Source organism: Pseudalkalibacillus sp. R45 (assembly GCF_052246725.1).
Classification (GTDB): Bacteria; Bacillota; Bacilli; order Bacillales; family Fictibacillaceae; genus Pseudalkalibacillus.
Genome location: NZ_JBQQCL010000001.1, coordinates 722,131 through 739,501 on the forward strand (window position 1 = coordinate 722,131; position 17,371 = coordinate 739,501).

Genomic DNA, 17,371 nt, shown 5'->3' on the forward strand with positions numbered 1-17,371 from the left:
TTATAGAAGTATGATAAAAAGATACATATTTATTCTCAAAAAAAAAAGCTTATCAAATTAAAAAAAAGCAGAAAAACAAGATGTTTTTCTGCTTTTTGATTCGTACATATTATTCGCTTATTTACCATTTTCAACTTTTTCTTTAAAAACCTTTAATAAAAACTTGGGTAATTCTAACATCCTTTTAATTCGCCACGGTTGGGTGACAAGTCTATAAAACCATTCCAGGTTAAGTTTCCTCCACATAAGAGGGGCCCTTTTCACTTCACCTGACAGGACATCAAAGCTCCCTCCAACTCCCATAAAAATACCTTTATTGAAATGATCAATGTTTTCGTAAATCCATTTTTCTTGTCGAGGACAGCCAAGTCCCACAAAAACTAGATCAGGCTGAAGTTTCTTAATTTCATTACGAATTTCTACACTTTCTTTATTAGTGAAGTAACCATCACGGTATCCCTGTACTTGTAAACCTGGAAATTTCAGCTGTACGTTTTCGACAGCCTTTTTGATTGTTGTATTTTTAGCTCCTAAAAAGTAAACGTTATGTTTATTCTTAGCAGCGGTCTGAAGAAGGTCAATCATTGTTTCAAATCCAGTAATTCGTTCAAGTATTGGCTTATCCAATATTTTTGACGCAATTTTAATTCCCACGCCATCAGGTGTTACATAGGAAGCTTCCTGAATAATTCGTTTAAAGTATGAGTCCTTAAAGGTCTGCATCACTATCTCAGGATTAGCCGTAATAATAAACTTCTTTTCTTTCCGCTCAATATGAGTTGTAATTATGTCTAAAAATTGATCTCTTGTTGTATTTATGAAAGGAACCTCTAGAATTTCAACTTGATCCTTTTTACCAATTATGGTCTTATCCAAAATATTTTCCATAAGAGCATCACCTAAATTTACTGACTTTTAACACTGTATTAACACAAGGTCAATACTCCTATGTATTATCATCATTAGAAGGATAAATGTAAAGGTCTTCAGCAAAAATGTAATATAAGCGTAATTGGTGCCTTTTACTTTTGAAGGAAGATTTTACACTATTTTTCTTTAAAGACATCTGGACGGGACTCTCTCATTCCAAAATGAAAAAGAATTGCTTCTACAATACGCTTTGACGCATTTCCATCGCCATAAGGGTTAGAAGCTTTAGCCATCTTATTGTATGCCACTCTATCAATCAAAAGTTCATTCGCCATATTAAAAATATCCTCTTCATTGGTTCCAGCCAATTTCAATGTACCTGCTTGAATCCCTTCAGGACGCTCGGTTGTGTTACGTAAAACAAGGACTGGAACACCTAAAGACGGAGCTTCTTCCTGAACACCGCCAGAATCCGTCATAATAAGCTCTGCTCTTGATGCGAAGTTGTGAAAATCAATAACTTCAAGAGGATCAATCAAGTGAATCCGGTCATTCCCACCTAAAATGTCCTTTGAAATCTCTCTAACAGCTGGGTTCAGATGTACTGGATAGACAACCTGAAGATGATTATGCTCTTCTACTAGTCGTTTAACAGCACCGAAGATGTTCTTCATTGGTTCCCCTACATTCTCTCTTCTGTGTGCTGTCAAAAGAATCATCCTGTCTTCCCCGATATGTTGCAAAACTTCATTGGTATAATCAGTCTTAACAGTTGTTTTCAAAGCATCTATTGCTGTATTCCCAGTTAAGTAGATAGACGTTTCATTTTTATTTTCTTGAATTAAATTTTGATAGGATTTTTCAGTTGGTGTAAAATGCAAATCTGATAATACCCCTGTAAGCTGACGGTTCATCTCCTCTGGATATGGGGAGTACTTGTGCCAAGTCCTTAAACCTGCTTCTACATGTCCCACTGTAATTTGATTATAAAAAGCAGCCAAACTGGCAACAAAAGTGGTCGTCGTATCACCATGTACGAGAACGATGTCAGGTTGAGCTTTCCTCATGACATCTTCAAGCCCTTCAAGGGCACGTGTAGTTACTCCCCCTAAAGTTTGCCTTTCTTTCATGATATTCAAGTCATAATCGGGGGTAACTCCGAAAGTAGCCAGAACCTGATCCAACATTTCGCGATGTTGGGCAGTTACAGTCACAATAGGCTCTATTTGTTCTGTATATTTTTCCAACTCCAATACGAGAGGAGCCATTTTAATAGCCTCAGGACGTGTTCCAAAGACGGTCATTACCTTTAATTTTGTGTTCATTATCATTCCCCTATCAATTTATAACATTTGTATACATTTTATATCAGAATCTACAATTTGTTAATTTTTTCTATAAGAAAGGTGCTGTCCCAAAAGAGTCTGAGTCACTGCGAATTTAACAATATTTGGGGAAGTTCACACTTTTTTTAGGACAGTCCCTTAACAACTGATTAAAATTATTAAAGGATTATTGTTAGTAGAGTTACGAATGTACTAAATTCACCGTGTTACAGGAGAATCCATCGCACTTGATCGAACGATATGATTCTTTTGTTTCTTCTGTGTTTTTCCAACTATATACGAGCCGAAAGGCAGCATTGAAATCATTTTAATTATCCCCATAGATAATAGGAGACTTACAAAGAACAACCCGATCACACGTGTACTTGTATGTTCAAAAAAGTTTGCTGTATAAGGGCCAACATATCGCTGGACTTGCCAGTGCAATAAATAAATTCCGAATGAATAATTACTGATCGTATTTATAATTTTCGAGTTAGGAACGAATTTTCCAAACGTAAGAATCGCCAGACTCCCTAAAATGACAAATGGGAATAAATCGAACCGTTTAGAATTAACACTTGTAAAACCGAATTTATAATTCATTGCAATGAAATACACAGCGATCAATACACCGGTCAGAATGTACCATTTATATTTTCTTGAGAATTCAATGACCTTTTTATAATGGCGTCCAATCAAATAACCTGTAGTGAAATAACCAAACCAGGCTGTGAATGGCAGTTTCAAATAATGCCGGTTATCCTTTATGAATGCTAAATCTGAGTAATTCAAAAAGTGAAGGTGAGCAAACATAACGACATAACTGAGCGGCAGCAAAATTTTCATCGGAATATTGAACTTAATGACTAAATAATGCAAGATGTAAAATTGCAAAATGATCAACACAAAATACCCTTCAAACATACCGAACAAAACGTTATCAAGAACTTTATCCTTCAACTGGATCGAACCGCTCAAATTAAATGTGACCAGTGCATCTATAATGGCGAACGAAACAAAGGGAAAGTAGATCCACTTTATTCGTTTGCGGAAAAACCCCTCTCCTAAACGATCGGGATAACGATTTGCCAAAATAATTTCTGATAAGACAATGAACGTTGGAGTTGCGTAACAAAATAACAGTCGAGCCAGGTTATAAAATTCAGATTGCGGATAACCTGCAGAAATCCCTGTTTGAGTAGTACTATGAAGAAAGACAATACTCAAGCAAGCAATAAAGCGTAATAGGTTCCATTCCTTTATCATACTTATCACCTACGAACTAAAGTGTGTTTGTCGAATTCTGTCGAATACCCATCATACTAAGATACATTAACAAAACGATTTTAGTGTCGCAACGCAATATTCCAAATCATTACAAAATCTTAATAAGGTTCAAACCTCCAAAAGGTTGCATAAAGCGCTTATGCAAACAAAAAAGAAGGAGCTGTCCAATAAGTGTCTGAGTCTCTCCGAACTTAACAACATTTTGAGAAAAATCGTGGTTTTGATACAAAATGTTGTGTTGGAGGTGTCTGACACTTTTCTTTTTGGACAGCCCCTTCTTTGTTCAAATTGTAGCTGTTTTCAGCTCAGCATTCTTTTTGGAGGCTTCTTCTCTATACTTTTTCTTCTCTTTTTTAGACATTTTTTTATATTTCTTTAGAAATTCTTCATATTTAGGCAACACTTCATCCACAGGACCGAAATCTTTGACGGTTCCAAATTCAAGCCAGAGGATCTTTTCACAGAACTTTTTCATCTGGCCAATTGAGTGGCTAACGAAAATCATCGTCTTCCCTTTAGCTTTGAATTCTTTCATCTTTTCCAGAGATTTTTCAGCAAACGCTTTATCTCCTACAGATAATGCTTCATCAATGATCAGGATGTCGGGGTCGATATTTACAGAGATTGCAAAACCTAAACGTGATTTCATTCCGCTTGAATAGGATTTTACTGGTTGATCAATAAATTTCTCTAATTCTGCAAAATCAATGATATCCTCTTCCATTTCTTGAATTTCTTTTTTTGAAAATCCAAGCATGAGACATTTGAGTTCGATATTTTCTCTACCAGTCAGATCACCTTTCAAACCTGAAGCAACCGCAATCAATGCTGCTTGTCCATTCAACGTCACAGAACCGGTTGTTTCAGGGACGATCCCCGCAATGATGTTCGACAATGTTGATTTTCCAGAACCGTTGATCCCGACAAACCCTACAACATCACCTTTATCAGCTTCAAAATCCACATGATTTAGAGCATAAAAATCTTCACCATAGCTTTTAGGTGTAAGTAAATCCAATATTTTCTCTGAAGATTTCTTATATAATTTGTATTTTTTCGAAACGTCTTTGACGATAATCGCTTTTTCCATATTGATTCCTCTCATCTATAGAAAGTCGATGAAATGCCTTCTGAATTTCACATGTATTGTCGCGCCAATGAAAAGGAGCAGACCAGTTACAGCCCAGAAATACAACGTGTATTCCCAGTTTTCAATAAAGTACCAGCCCAATCCGAAGAATCCGGCGCGATACCCTTCAATTAAATAATACAGCGGATTGACCTTCATAACCAACTGTATAAACGCATTGTCGATATTTGAAACCTGCCACAAAATCGGTGATAGGTAGAGCAGCATACGTAGTGTCGCTTGTAAAAACATTTGCACATCTCGAATGATGGTTGCAAGTGTTGATGTGACTAACGCTAGTGCAAAGATAAACATGAATGTCGCAAAAGTAAAGTAGATGAACTGCAAATAGTAGATATTTATCGGAAATCCTGAAAATTGCATAACTAAGACCGTGATGACAAACATCGCCGCATGGATATAAAATTGTGAAAAAATAATATAGTTAGGAATGACACTCATTGGAAAGTTCATCTTTGAGAGCATTCTCAGCCTTGTATAAATCGATTTAGAACCTTTTATTGTCGATTGATAGAAAAAGAACCAAATGATAATTCCAGCAAGCATCCATTGAAGAAATGGAACTTCCAATCCGTTGTCCAATGGGATATCCGCTTCCTTCCTAATACCATATCCAAATACAAACCAATATATCGCTACCTGGATCAGTGGATTGATGAGCTCCCACGCCATACCTAAGTAATTATTGCTGTTCGAACTTTTCAATTCATATAAAGATAACCTTCTAACTAAGTAGAAGTGTTCAATCTGTTCTTTAATCACAGTGATTACGGATTTCATACTATAGTCCTTCCTGTGTAACTTTTGAATGATAAATTCTTCTCAAATTATACTTTCATGCTTATTAAAACACAACAAATGATACATAATTGTAAACTTGAGCACATTGCTCCGCGTGCCAATTAGTAGTTCGTACATATTTATAGAAATTTAACCGCCCCTTTACAGAAAAAATATAAAGTCTGTAAAATTAGAGACGTACAACTACTAAACAGTAAAGATATAATATTTCAATAGGACACTCTTGCGGTTCACCCGCGGAAAGTGAGCATCCTGGAGCGGAAATCAACGACTTTCAAGAGCAACAAAGTTTGCGCAAACAGCCTAAATTAATAAAACAGGCCGTCGATCAAATTCGACAGCCAGACGAAGAACGTAAGATGTTATGATTTATTTCCCAAACACTTCATCTACAACTCTCTTCGAAGATTCCCCAGATTCTAAATAACAAAACTTCTTGTAAAACTCTTCCGTTGTTTCAGATGGTAAGAATCCATTCTCCTTGATAAGTTTTATCTCTTTAATGATCTCTTCAGTGGTTCTTGTCAAAGGTCCGGGTGCTTTTTCTTCGAACTCGAAATAGAATCCTCTCAGATTATCTCTATAATCATCAATATCATATACAAAGAATAACATCGGTCTTTTTAGATTCGCATAATCGAAAAAGACGGATGAATAGTCAGTTATCAGAATGTCCGATATCAAGTACAATTCTCTAATGTCTTCATGAAATGAGAAATCATAAACAAAATCTTCATAACCAGACAAATCCAGGTTTTCAGCTACAAGATAATGCATCCTTAACAACACAATGTATTCTTCCCCAAGTTCCTCTCTGATTTTATCCAAATCAAGCTGGAGATCGAACTTGTACTTCCCTTTGGCATAAAACTGATTATCACGCCATGTAGGAGCATACAAAATAATTTTTTTATCCTTAGGAAGATTCATTCTTTCTTTCAACTGATTCATATTTTCCATATCATTACAGTTAATTAGAAAGTCATTCCGTGGATAACCCGATTCAATCATCGTTTTATCAAAGGCGAATGCTCTTCTGAATATTTCAGTCGAATAACCATTCGGTGAGACCAGATAATTCCACTTACTTGCTTCTCTTAAGAAATTTTCTTTATATTTTGTCGTATTGGTTCCTGGCATATGGACCTCATCCATATCAGCAGCAAGCCTTTTTAATGGTGTACCATGCCATGTTTGCAGATAGACTGTATGCTTTGGTTTAGGAATCCAGAGCGGTAATCTACTATTAGAAACCCAATATTTAGCTCTAGTCATCAATAATAACCAACTGATGGAAAACCTTCTTACATATTTCACATCTTTGTCTGCAAAGAATTTTAAATGTCTTCGATCGACACTCCAATACATTTTATACTCAGGGTTGTTTTCCAACATATATTCGTAAATAGCCCTTGGGCTGTCACTATACTGTTTTCCTAGAAAGCTTTCGAACATGACCAACTTCTGATCAGCCGGCATGATTCTTCCTAAAAGATAGAAGACAACCTTGTACATTTCTTTCAAGTAGTCGCTTCTTCTAATTTTTACCCATTTGGATCTTATCAGGCTAACTGTTTCCTTAACAACGTTATAATCTTTGAGTGTTAATATAAGTGAATTTGCTTTCTTCGTACCCTTGTAACTTACTTTTTTTTGTTTACCATTAGCTTTCAAAATAATATGTGACGGGTTGGTAAGTTCATGAGATAGTGTGATACAGTTACTTTTTATTCTTTCCATACTTCCCGCAAACTCATATTCAATTTCCAAGAAAAACTTATACGTTTCATTTGAGTTTTTATTTAATATTGAACCTACATCAACTGATCCCTCTATACCATTACCTGTAAAGACTACATTATTTGGATACGTGGTGGGGAAGTCTTGCCGTTCCACTTGCTTTATGTCAAATGACCTTTCTTCCCCATCCTTATTAACAGCTATTAACGATATTGCTTTGATATTTGCTTCTATTTTATTATGAAATAGAGGGTAATTGAAAAAGCCATTGAGATAAAGTTCCCCGTCTTTAGACATTTGAATATCTTCTACTACTGTAAATAAAGTGATTTCATTAAACCTGAAGGATAGGTTTCCTTTATTTGTTGTAAAGGGATAAAACATTTTTTTATCTTCCTCAACCAAAATGGAAAGGAAACTGAAATGCTGATGATTACTTCTAATTCTCTTTTTCAGTATATCATCCTCTGTTTTTTTACAGACGTACATATCCCAGATATTTTCTATATCTGTGTCTTTCTGGAAAGTTTCAAAAGAAATTTCCACTTCAAATATGGAGAAATCATTTATTGTATCTTTCACAGATGACACTAGATAAACTTCTTGATCCTCTTTGTTTCTTTTCGCTAGACAGAAATTTAACGGATTATCTTCGCTGAGGAAAGATTGTTTAACAGCAATCTCTAGTTTATATATTTGATTTGATAATTGGATATTAAGAATTTTCAAATGGTCCAATTCTTGATTATGCATTGTCATTTCTGCTCCTCTCATCCCTCAAAACGTTATCCATAGTCGAATATATTTAACTAGGCAAGTTTAGTATTCATTATTCCATTCAAATCATTCGAATGAAACTTTTAAATTGAGTTGGCAAAAATGACTGTTTATAATTGGTAAGATTATAATGGTTCGTTAGAATTATTTACCAAAAGTCATTTTCCCCTTGTAAAGCTTGTGTTAAAAGTTTAAATTGTCTACTAACGTGGTATTAATAAGCAGCTGGATTGTTAATGGATTGTAAAGACTGTGTTACAGTTCTGCAAATTTAATATATTACCATACTCATCATAGACGTAACAGTAGAATGAGCGAATATATAGTTTTAATAGGAGGAAACAACAATGAAAAAAGTATTGACATACGGTACATTTGATCTACTCCATAACGGCCATATAAACTTACTTCGTCGCGCGAAAGAATTAGGAGATCATTTGACAGTGGCAGTATCTACTGATGAATTCAATGCTCTCAAAAATAAAAAAGCATATCATAGTTATGAAAACCGTAAAACGATTCTTGAGTCGATCCGCTATGTAGATAAAGTCATTCCAGAAAACCATTGGGATCAAAAGATTCAAGATGTGATTGATAATGAAATCGATGTATTTGTAATGGGGGATGATTGGGAAGGAAAGTTCGACTTTTTAAAGGAATATACTGAAGTGGTGTATCTTCCTCGTACTGTTGGTATTTCTACAAGTAAGATCAAGAAAGATTTATTATTGGTTAATAATGGTTAGAGAACTTCTGATTGGAGCATATTTGTTTGTTTTCAAAATGCTCTTTACTATATTCAAACAATTTCCCCAAAAGGACAAAGTAACCTTTGTTGCTTCTTTTGGGGATAATATATATTATGCGGCTAATGCTTTATCGAATATATATGATAGTGAAATTATCATATTAAGAGAACCGAGCTGCAAGGTACCATTCAACACGATAAATAATTCAAAGGTCTATGACTTTGAATCACCGCATCTGATTCACTTTCTGAAATCTATTTATCATTTGAGCACTTCTAGAATGGTTCTTGTAGATAATTATTTTGGTTTTCTAGATGTTACTGATTTCCACCCTGATGTTAAATGTGTGCAACTTTGGCATGCAGCAGGAGCAATCAAGAAATTTGGCTTGATGGACCCTTCCATCCACAAAAGAAGTTCTTCAGCCAAAAGAAGATTTAAGAATGTTTATGGCCGTTTTACTCATATCGTAGTCGGATCCGAAAAAATGGTTGATATATTCAAGGAAAGCTTTGGAGCAGTAGAACAAAAAATTTTACGCACAGGAATTCCTAGAACTGATTTCTTTTTTGATAAAGCAAAACATGAAACTGCTGTAAATATTTTAACGAACGAATTTCCAATAATAAAAACTAAAAAAGTAATTTTATACGCACCGACATTTAGAGAAGGTGAATTTGACCTCTCAGATATTCCATTGGATCTGAAAAAGATGCGTGAAGAATTGTCAGATGACTATGTGGTTTTTTTGCGTTTGCATCCGGCAGTGAATTTTAATTTAAGCAGACGCTTTCCAGGGTTTGTTTATGACGTTACAGATCATCATTCAATGAATCACTTGTTATTGATAACTGATTATCTGATAACAGACTACTCTTCCATTCCGTTTGAGTATTCTTTACTTGGAAAACCTATGATTTTTTATGCTTATGATCTAAAGGAATACCAAAAAGAACGAGGATTTTGGGAAGAGTATAATAACAATATTCCCGGTCCAATTGCTACAAATACAAATGATATTATTACATTCATACTGAATAATAATTTTGACTTGAAAAAAATAAATGATTTCGCATTCATATGGAATCAATATTCTAACGGAAACTCCAGTGAAGCTTTAATTGAAGAATTATATAAATGAAAAAGAACCCGGATGATATGGCTTTTCAAACAAAGCTTGTCATTCGGGTTTAATGTTGATATAAGGAGTTTTTTGAAATTATTTTGAAGTCTACTAAAATCAATCAATCACGTCCGGAATTATGGTAAAATATCTAAATGGACACTTTTAAATATGAATTGGAGTTTTTTAGATGAATTCAAGGATGAAACGTAAAAAAAGGAAACGCAAATCATTAAGGAGAGTCTTAAAACTCTTCTTGTTGACAAGCATATTCTTAGTAATTGGGCTTGTGAGTTACGGAGGTTATCTTGCATACAATATCAAAAGCGCTGCAAATGAATCTTATAATGAGTTAGATCGTCCTAAGTCAGATTTACGCAAAGAGGAAGTATCTATGGGAGATGATCCCGTTTCCATACTATTGATGGGAATTGAAGATTACCAGGGGGATTCTGGCAGATCTGACGTCATGCTGGTCGTGACTATAAATCCCAAAACAAAAGAAATGGTCATGGTAAGTATACCCAGGGATACAAGGACATATATTCCTGAGATAGGATACAAAGATAAGATTACACATGCTTATGCCTATGGAAAAAAAGGGCAGCAAGAAAAAGCAGTTATTGAATCTGTAGAAGGATTATTGGATATTCCTATCGATTACTATGTATCTACTAATTTTAATGGTTTTGTTGATGTAGTAGATGAATTGGGTGGTGTGGATGTCAATGTTCCATTTGACTTCAAGGAAAAAGACATGGATGGAAAATATATAAACTTCCAAAAAGGAAACATGCATTTGGATGGCCGGGAAGCTCTAGCATATGTCCGTATGAGGAAGCAGGATCCACGCGGTGATTTTGGAAGAAACGAAAGACAACAAGAAGTACTCTCTTCTATAATGGATAATGCAATTTCCTTTAAATCCGTAACCAGAATTGATAATGTCGTCACTCAGTTAGGAGACGATGTAAATACGAATATAACATTAAATGAGATGTTCGGTCTAAAAAGCTTTTATGAGAATTTAAAAAATAAAGAGTTTGAAACATTGAATATCAAAGGCGAAAACACTTATATTAATAATGTGTATTATTACGCTGCATATGATGAATCTATTGAAAAAGTATCCACGAGATTACAAGAAGTTTTAGAGCTGAACAACGAAGAAATTGGAGATCATTCCACCTCTGAGGACATGAATCAACAATAGAATAATATATTATTCACTTATAATTCTTAAGCTATGATATCTAAATCATAGCTTTTTCTTTTTTCCATTATTACCATCATAAGGAATTATTCTTATATATTTATTACAGATGCAGTTCTTTAGAACCAAGTTTTGTAATCTTATCCTAATCTTTTGTAAATCTATAGTAAAAAAGCGAGATCTATCTTATTATGTAGTAAAATGTATAAATTTTGGGAAAAGGTGTGAATTAGGTGAAGAAATTTGTCGCTTCAAGTCTTGCAATTTCGACAGCTCTTGTGGCTCCATCAGTTAGTTTCGCAAATTATGATTCTAGCTTTTCAGCTACTGAAATGGTCGTTGATGGGGATTATGTCAATGTCCGAAAGGGAGCTTCAACAGACTATGAAGTTGTCACTCAGTTGTTTTCCGGTCAAGAAGTGACTGCAATTGATCAATTTACGAATAATAATGGTCAACTGTGGTACAGAATCGATTTAGGCAGTGTTAAAGGATGGGTATATTCAGATCTTCTAATAAAAAAAGAAGCCAAATACCATGATATTGATGATGTTACCATGCATACAGGGAATAATGTTGTACAAGTGCATAGAGGGGCATTGGCATCTTATCGTGAAGTTGCTTCTATTGAAACGAATGAAGATGTGAAAGTAATTGGTTATTTTATCAATGAGCTTGATGAAAAATGGTATCACGTTGATTTAGGTGAAATACAGGGCTGGGTCTTTTCAGAGTATTTGACAGATACCAAGTCCTATCCTGAAGCAGACGCATTGGTAGGAGAATACATACAAGCTATAAATGATCAGGCTACCGTTCATAGAGGAGCACTATCTACATATAGAGTAACTTATACACTATCTGGAGATGAACAAGCGAAAGTTCTGGATTACTTTGTCAATCATAACGAAGAAATTTGGTATAACGTAGCTGTAGGAGATATAAAAGGCTGGGTTATTGATTCCTCTATTCAAAAAGCAGTAGAACAAGATGAACCTGAGGAACCAACCATAGATACGCTGTTTGTTTCATCGGAACAAGCATTTGTACATAGAGGTGCGATGACGGATTACAAAACGGTAGCAACAGTTGTTAGAAATCAACAGCTTGACGTAATTGATCAATTTACCAATTCTGAAAATCAGCTTTGGTACCGTGTTCAACTATCATCAGGATTAGCAGGTTGGATCCAAGCAATTCATTTGGCAGAAAAACCTGTCCTGAATGAACAGATGTACGTCAATGTGGAAAATGCAAATGTTCGAAAAGGGGCAACGACTTCTTACGACGTGGTAGCAACCTTACCTAAAGGATCTGCTGTAAAAGTCGTGGATACCTTTACAAATAGTGAGAAGGAAAATTGGCTCAGGGTAGAGTTTGCTTCCGAGGAATTTGGCTGGATTTATGCTCCCCTACTTTCTAATGAAGTTGTTCATATTGAGGAAAGCCGTTATGTAGGAACAACTACAAGTGAATTAAAACGTGGGGCAATGTTTGGCTACAAAACGACTACGGTACTCTCATATCGGGAAAAGGTAACCGTTTTAAGAGAATTCATTAATGACTACGGCCAGAAATGGGTGAACGTGCGTACAGAAAATGGAACGGCAGGCTGGTTACCTTCTTGGGAAGTCTACGCTAATCTAAATGATCGTACTTTCGTATATCCTACAACAAATGTCGATCTCCTTAGAGGAGCTTCTGAAGGATATTCAGCAAACACCACGGTTACAAACGGTACACCATTACTGAAATTATGGAATTTCGGTGATTGGATAAATGTAGAAACGGCCTCTGGTATCAGAGGATGGGTTTTAGAAAGGAATACAGCCGCAGTATCTCCTAAAGCACTTCTCACTCCAACCGTCCATACGAAATCAGATGGAAATCCTACTCTCGTTTGGGAAAAGGATGTCAATTTCAATGTAAGTTACTCTAATTCATCGAGTAATGTTTTGAAAATAACTGGAGACTTTACACGCGTACAGCTCCCTTCTTTTTCAGTAAAAGGGATCAGTAAAATAGAGTCTACTAAAAACACGCTAAATATTACTTTCAATTTAAACTATACGTATACAATTCGTGATTACAAAGATTCTTTGACCGTTAAAGTTGTTCCATTTGGTCTTGCCGGAAAAAAAGTGATTGTCGATGCGGGTCACGGAGATCATGATCCAGGGGCAATTAGCCCGAGTAATATGACTGAGAAATCTGTCAATCTAAAAACTGCTGAGTTCCTTAAGAAGGAACTAGAAGCAAGAGGTGCTGAAGTTGTGTTAACACGCTCTGAGGATACCTTCTTGGAATTAAGTGAACGGACTCAAATTGCAAATGAATCTGATTATGATGCCTTCATAAGCATTCATTCAAATAATTACTTTGACAGTAATGCTCGTGGAACAGAAACCTATATCGATACAGATTATAACTTTAATGGTTACAAGAGTAGAGAGTTGGCAAATTATGTGCACCGTGACTTAGTTTCTGCCTTAGGCTCTTATAACCGTGGTGTAAAAGAAGGTAATTTATATGTAAACCGTAACAATGAACTCCCAAGTATCCTTGTCGAATTAGGTTTTCTTTCAAATCCACAAGAAGAAGCTCTATTGAAACAGGATTCTTATTTGAAGAAAGCGGCACAAGGAATCCGGATCGGATTAGATAAATACTTCAATCAATTTTAATAGTTGTCGATATAAGAAAGGAAAACGTTTAAGGGGGAAACAGGGTTGAAAGGGAAAAAGTTTATCATTATTGCTGTCACATTATGTTTAGGGATTTTTTTAGGGACACTTGCACCATATCAAGGAAAAGCGAATAGCAACGTATTGCTTGCAAGTGTGGATTGGGTTAACTCCCAATTATCAGGTGTAAATAGTAAGATTTCACAATTGGAATCCACCATTTCAAGCCAACAAGCAGAAATCAATAGTTTGAAAGAAGCAATTGAAAACGGTGAATATGATGGCGGATCTGAAGATGAACTACCATCAACTGTCTATGTTTCTGTGTCATCTGCAACGATTCATTCAGGAGCCTTAGATAGCTATAAAGTTGTCGCAACGAAAATCAAAGGTACTGAATTGTCAGTAGTAGACTCTCATGAATCGACAAGTGGATTATGGTATCGAGTACAAGTGACAAGTTCTTTGTATGGATGGATCAACAGTGGTGACGTTTCGACTTCAGAAGTCCCGAAACCTACAAGTGTAAAAATCAAATCAGATACTACTCTACATAGAGGCGCACTTTCAAGCTATGCGGTTGTTGCTGATTTAAAAGCAGGTAGTACACATGATTTCATTTCTACTTTTGTAAATGATTTAGGTGAAGAATGGTATAACATTGAGCTCTCCAACGGTACAAGAGGATGGGTAAAGGCTGCTTATTGCGAGGTGCAATAGGAGCATGAAAAAAATATTCACAGGTATCCTTTTACTTACATTGATTTTTTCGTTAGTCCCTTATTCTAAGGGTTTTGCACAAATTTCAAGTAAATCTTATCCGAATCCAGTCAATGTACAAATATACTCTAGCTCCAATTATTCGTTTAAAGTAAACGGAGTATACCTACTGACGAATAAGCAAAATGGGCAAAAGTCATATATTCGGCCGGGAATTTATTTATCGGTTCAACCTGGGAAAATCACTTCTGGAGGGACAAGCTTCTCCTCCTCGAATGGTTTTCATCTGAATGAGCTGTCCACACAACCCAAATATGCTGAATTCACAAGTACCACTGATGTCAGAAGTGGTGCTATGGATCATTATCCTGTCAAAGAGACCTTATCGAAAGTCGAAAGTGCTACTTATAACAGTTCATTCGTTAATGGTAAAGGAGAAACGTGGTATAACGTAACCACTGGTAATAATGAAACTGGATGGGTATCTTCTGCTACAACCTTTATCCGGAATGCCCCAACACTACCTCTTATATATATCAATAACAAAAATTACAGAGGTAGCTTAGAGTTAAAACCTGAAGGTAGTAAAATGACTGCTGTAAATAAACTAGACATGGAAGATTACCTAAAAGGTGTTGTACCAAGAGAAATGCCTGCCAGTTGGCATTCTGAAGCATTGAAAGCCCAGGCAATCGTCGCTAGGAGTTATGCTGCGAATAGCATGTATTTGAAAGATAATACTTCTAGTCAAGTGTACTATGGATATGATGGAGAAGATTCCAGAAGTAATGCTGCCATTCAAGCAACGAATGGATTGATTGTAAAATATAATGGAAAGCCCGTTCAAACCTTTTTCCATTCAACCAGTGGTGGACGAACAGCAAATGTCGGAGATGTATGGAATTCGAACCAAGCTTCCTTTCCCTACTTGATAAGTGTGGTAGATAAGTATGAATCCTCTCCACATAGCAATTGGTCAGAGTCCTTCCGTTCAAGAACATTATTGGAACAATTTGATTTCAGTTCTGGAACAGTTTTACATGATGTCAAGCTCCAAACACCAGGTGCAAATGGCGAGGTCCGTGGTGTTACATTGCTAACATCTAACGGTGAAAAAACCATCACCGGAAATGAACTTCAGATAAGACGCCTTTTCCCGATATCCGGGAGCTATGGCTTTCTAAAGTCTAATTGGTTTAACATGAACTTGGATAAACAATATGGTGTACAATTACAGAACTCTCAATTAAATCAATTTGGTATTTTTGGACAATCTGTACAGCTAGGTAATGGGACCACATCCATATCTACAGCTGAAGTTCAAATCCAAACGGCAAATGGTATCATCAAAAAAGATACAGATCCCGCCTCGATCACCCTGAATGGGAAAGGCTGGGGGCACCGAATCGGTATGAGCCAATATGGTGCAAAGGGTTACGCAGAAAATGGTTGGGAAGCTGTTGATATCGTTAAACACTACTTCCCCAATACAACTGTATCTAGATAATAACAAAAGCACGCCCGTGGCGTGCTTTTTATGTTCTTTTATAATGTTCCTTTGCCCTATTCCAGTAACTTAAGAAATCTACTTTAAACTTTAAAAAGGCTAATATCGAAAGTAAAATGATCGTTACCGCTAGCCAAAGCGGATTGAAAAGAAAATCCATGAACCCACCTACAACAACCCGCGGAATATTTACCGTAAAGTAGATGAACAAACTTAAAAATATCGGATGCTTAGGTAATCTCAGGAAGGTTATATAAATGATCTGAATAATCATTCCGACATATAAAGTACCCAATATGATACCTGTATAACCAAAGTTTGCATAAGCTTCTGCCGCATAAAGCGTATTTAATACACCCGCAGTCCCCTCTTTGACACGCTCTGGAAAATAAACTTCCATTGCCAGTGCTGCAGATCGAATCTGTTCATAGCCAAACAGATTCGTTAAAGTCGAAGGAAGACTTTGGCCCCATAAAAAGGGAGCCTCCCTTCCAAACAAATCAAGATGGAGATAAAAAGGAGAAATCTGAGCAAGAATCAACCTTCCTACCGGGCCAGACGAATAAGATAAAAAAGAACTGATATTCGTTTCGTTCATTACAAAAACGTACATTAAAACAATCCCAATAACACCTGTAACTCCGATTGCAGCTACCTTTGGAACAGTCAGAATCGTTTTCCTAACATATATCCTTACAAGAATGAACATCAGGATATAGAAAAAAATTGGAGCTTTCGCCAAATAGTATGTGTTGATGAGAATAGAAGCTATGAACAATGCAAAAAACAACAACATCCATTTACGCTTATTCGTTTCCGCCCAATAAATATAAGCTGCGAAAGACAATAAAGGAGTAAGTGCCATTCCAAAAATATTGCGGATTAAAGTGTTACCTTGAAAATCATGTGAAGCACTGATTCGAAGGGCTGCTAAGTTATCGGCCCCTTGGAACATCGCAAATAAAGGAACACGATCGACCATTAACAATGTATAAACAACAGCACCTATCCCTAGAAAGGATAGCCCTAGAAAAACCACATAGAATTCATTCTTATTTTCAAATAATTCGGCAGCAGGCTTATTAATGTAATCCAGCAATTCTTTTTTCGGCCGAAACCCGAATACCTTTGAAATGAACAACATGGATAAAGGGATGAAAATCATGATGAAACAGATAAAGAAAAAGCCGTTAACTTCTACCTCTTTATGATTCAATTTATTGATCATATAATAATGATCTATATCAAGAACTATCAATAAAGGGCCAATAAAACTCGAGACTAACAAAGAATAATAAAATATTATTGAAATCATATTCGGCTTTAACAAAGACAGTGTCCCCGCAACTCGTTTAAATAAGAGCATAGAAGCTGTTAAAACGATCAACCATAGAACAATATAAAGCAACGTGGTGATCCTCC

At 35.8% G+C, this 17,371-nt stretch carries 13 protein-coding genes; 6 read left to right on the forward strand and 7 right to left on the reverse strand.

The genetic code is table 11. The features are described from left to right. Nucleotides 1-117: 117 nt before the first annotated feature. The 6 genes from ACTWQL_RS03565 to ACTWQL_RS03590 all read right to left on the reverse strand — a co-directional run bounded on the left by ACTWQL_RS03565 (nucleotide 118) and on the right by ACTWQL_RS03590 (nucleotide 7,929). On the reverse strand, nucleotides 118-888 hold the full coding sequence (locus tag ACTWQL_RS03565) for a WecB/TagA/CpsF family glycosyltransferase (protein WP_443141038.1): 771 nt from the start codon (nucleotides 886-888) through the stop codon (nucleotides 118-120). A 158-nt stretch (nucleotides 889-1,046) separates the two neighbouring features. Then, entirely contained in the window at nucleotides 1,047-2,195 is a 1,149-nt protein-coding gene (gene wecB / locus ACTWQL_RS03570) for a non-hydrolyzing UDP-N-acetylglucosamine 2-epimerase (RefSeq protein ID WP_443141039.1), read from the reverse strand. 219 nt (nucleotides 2,196-2,414) lie between these two features. Then, nucleotides 2,415-3,464: an acyltransferase family protein gene (locus tag ACTWQL_RS03575; protein WP_443141040.1), complete on the reverse strand. Its 1,050-nt coding sequence runs from the start codon at nucleotides 3,462-3,464 to the stop codon at nucleotides 2,415-2,417. A gap of 304 nt (nucleotides 3,465-3,768) precedes the next feature. After that, nucleotides 3,769-4,575, reverse strand: a complete 807-nt coding sequence (gene tagH, locus ACTWQL_RS03580) for a teichoic acids export ABC transporter ATP-binding subunit TagH (protein WP_443141464.1) — start codon at nucleotides 4,573-4,575, stop codon at nucleotides 3,769-3,771. 15 nt (nucleotides 4,576-4,590) lie between these two features. Continuing rightward, on the reverse strand, nucleotides 4,591-5,415 hold the full coding sequence (locus ACTWQL_RS03585; RefSeq protein ID WP_443141041.1) for an ABC transporter permease: 825 nt from the start codon (nucleotides 5,413-5,415) through the stop codon (nucleotides 4,591-4,593). A 390-nt stretch (nucleotides 5,416-5,805) separates the two neighbouring features. Next, nucleotides 5,806-7,929 (reverse strand): CDP-glycerol glycerophosphotransferase family protein, encoded by a 2,124-nt coding sequence (locus ACTWQL_RS03590; protein ID WP_443141042.1) that lies wholly within the window; start codon nucleotides 7,927-7,929, stop codon nucleotides 5,806-5,808. Between the two features lie 371 nt (nucleotides 7,930-8,300). Between ACTWQL_RS03590 and tagD the strand changes: the two genes are divergently transcribed. The 6 genes from tagD to ACTWQL_RS03620 all read left to right on the forward strand — a co-directional run bounded on the left by tagD (nucleotide 8,301) and on the right by ACTWQL_RS03620 (nucleotide 15,949). Then, nucleotides 8,301-8,699, forward strand: coding sequence for a glycerol-3-phosphate cytidylyltransferase (gene tagD, locus ACTWQL_RS03595; RefSeq protein WP_443141043.1), 399 nt, complete (start codon nucleotides 8,301-8,303; stop codon nucleotides 8,697-8,699). Then, the gene (locus ACTWQL_RS03600) at nucleotides 8,692-9,843 is read left to right on the forward strand and encodes a CDP-glycerol glycerophosphotransferase family protein (protein WP_443141044.1); all 1,152 of its coding nucleotides are present in this window, start codon (nucleotides 8,692-8,694) and stop codon (nucleotides 9,841-9,843) included. The genes tagD and ACTWQL_RS03600 overlap by 8 nt, the downstream gene beginning before the upstream one ends. 172 nt (nucleotides 9,844-10,015) lie before the next feature. After that, a complete protein-coding gene (locus tag ACTWQL_RS03605) occupies nucleotides 10,016-11,038 on the forward strand; it encodes an LCP family protein (RefSeq protein ID WP_443141045.1) in 1,023 nt (340 codons plus the stop codon). Nucleotides 11,039-11,271: 233 nt separating this feature from the next. Beyond that, a complete protein-coding gene (locus ACTWQL_RS03610; protein WP_443141046.1) occupies nucleotides 11,272-13,722 on the forward strand; it encodes an N-acetylmuramoyl-L-alanine amidase in 2,451 nt (816 codons plus the stop codon). Between the two features lie 45 nt (nucleotides 13,723-13,767). Then, nucleotides 13,768-14,442: an SH3 domain-containing protein gene (locus ACTWQL_RS03615; RefSeq protein ID WP_443141047.1), complete on the forward strand. Its 675-nt coding sequence runs from the start codon at nucleotides 13,768-13,770 to the stop codon at nucleotides 14,440-14,442. Nucleotides 14,443-14,446: 4 nt separating this feature from the next. Continuing rightward, nucleotides 14,447-15,949 carry a SpoIID/LytB domain-containing protein gene (locus ACTWQL_RS03620; protein ID WP_443141048.1) on the forward strand — a complete coding sequence of 501 codons (1,503 nt, stop codon included), beginning with the start codon at nucleotides 14,447-14,449 and terminating at the stop codon, nucleotides 15,947-15,949. A gap of 28 nt (nucleotides 15,950-15,977) precedes the next feature. Here ACTWQL_RS03620 and ACTWQL_RS03625 read toward each other — a convergent pair whose 3' ends face one another. Then, the gene (locus tag ACTWQL_RS03625) at nucleotides 15,978-17,357 is read right to left on the reverse strand and encodes an O-antigen polymerase (RefSeq protein WP_443141049.1); all 1,380 of its coding nucleotides are present in this window, start codon (nucleotides 17,355-17,357) and stop codon (nucleotides 15,978-15,980) included. Nucleotides 17,358-17,371: the final 14 nt, after the last annotated feature.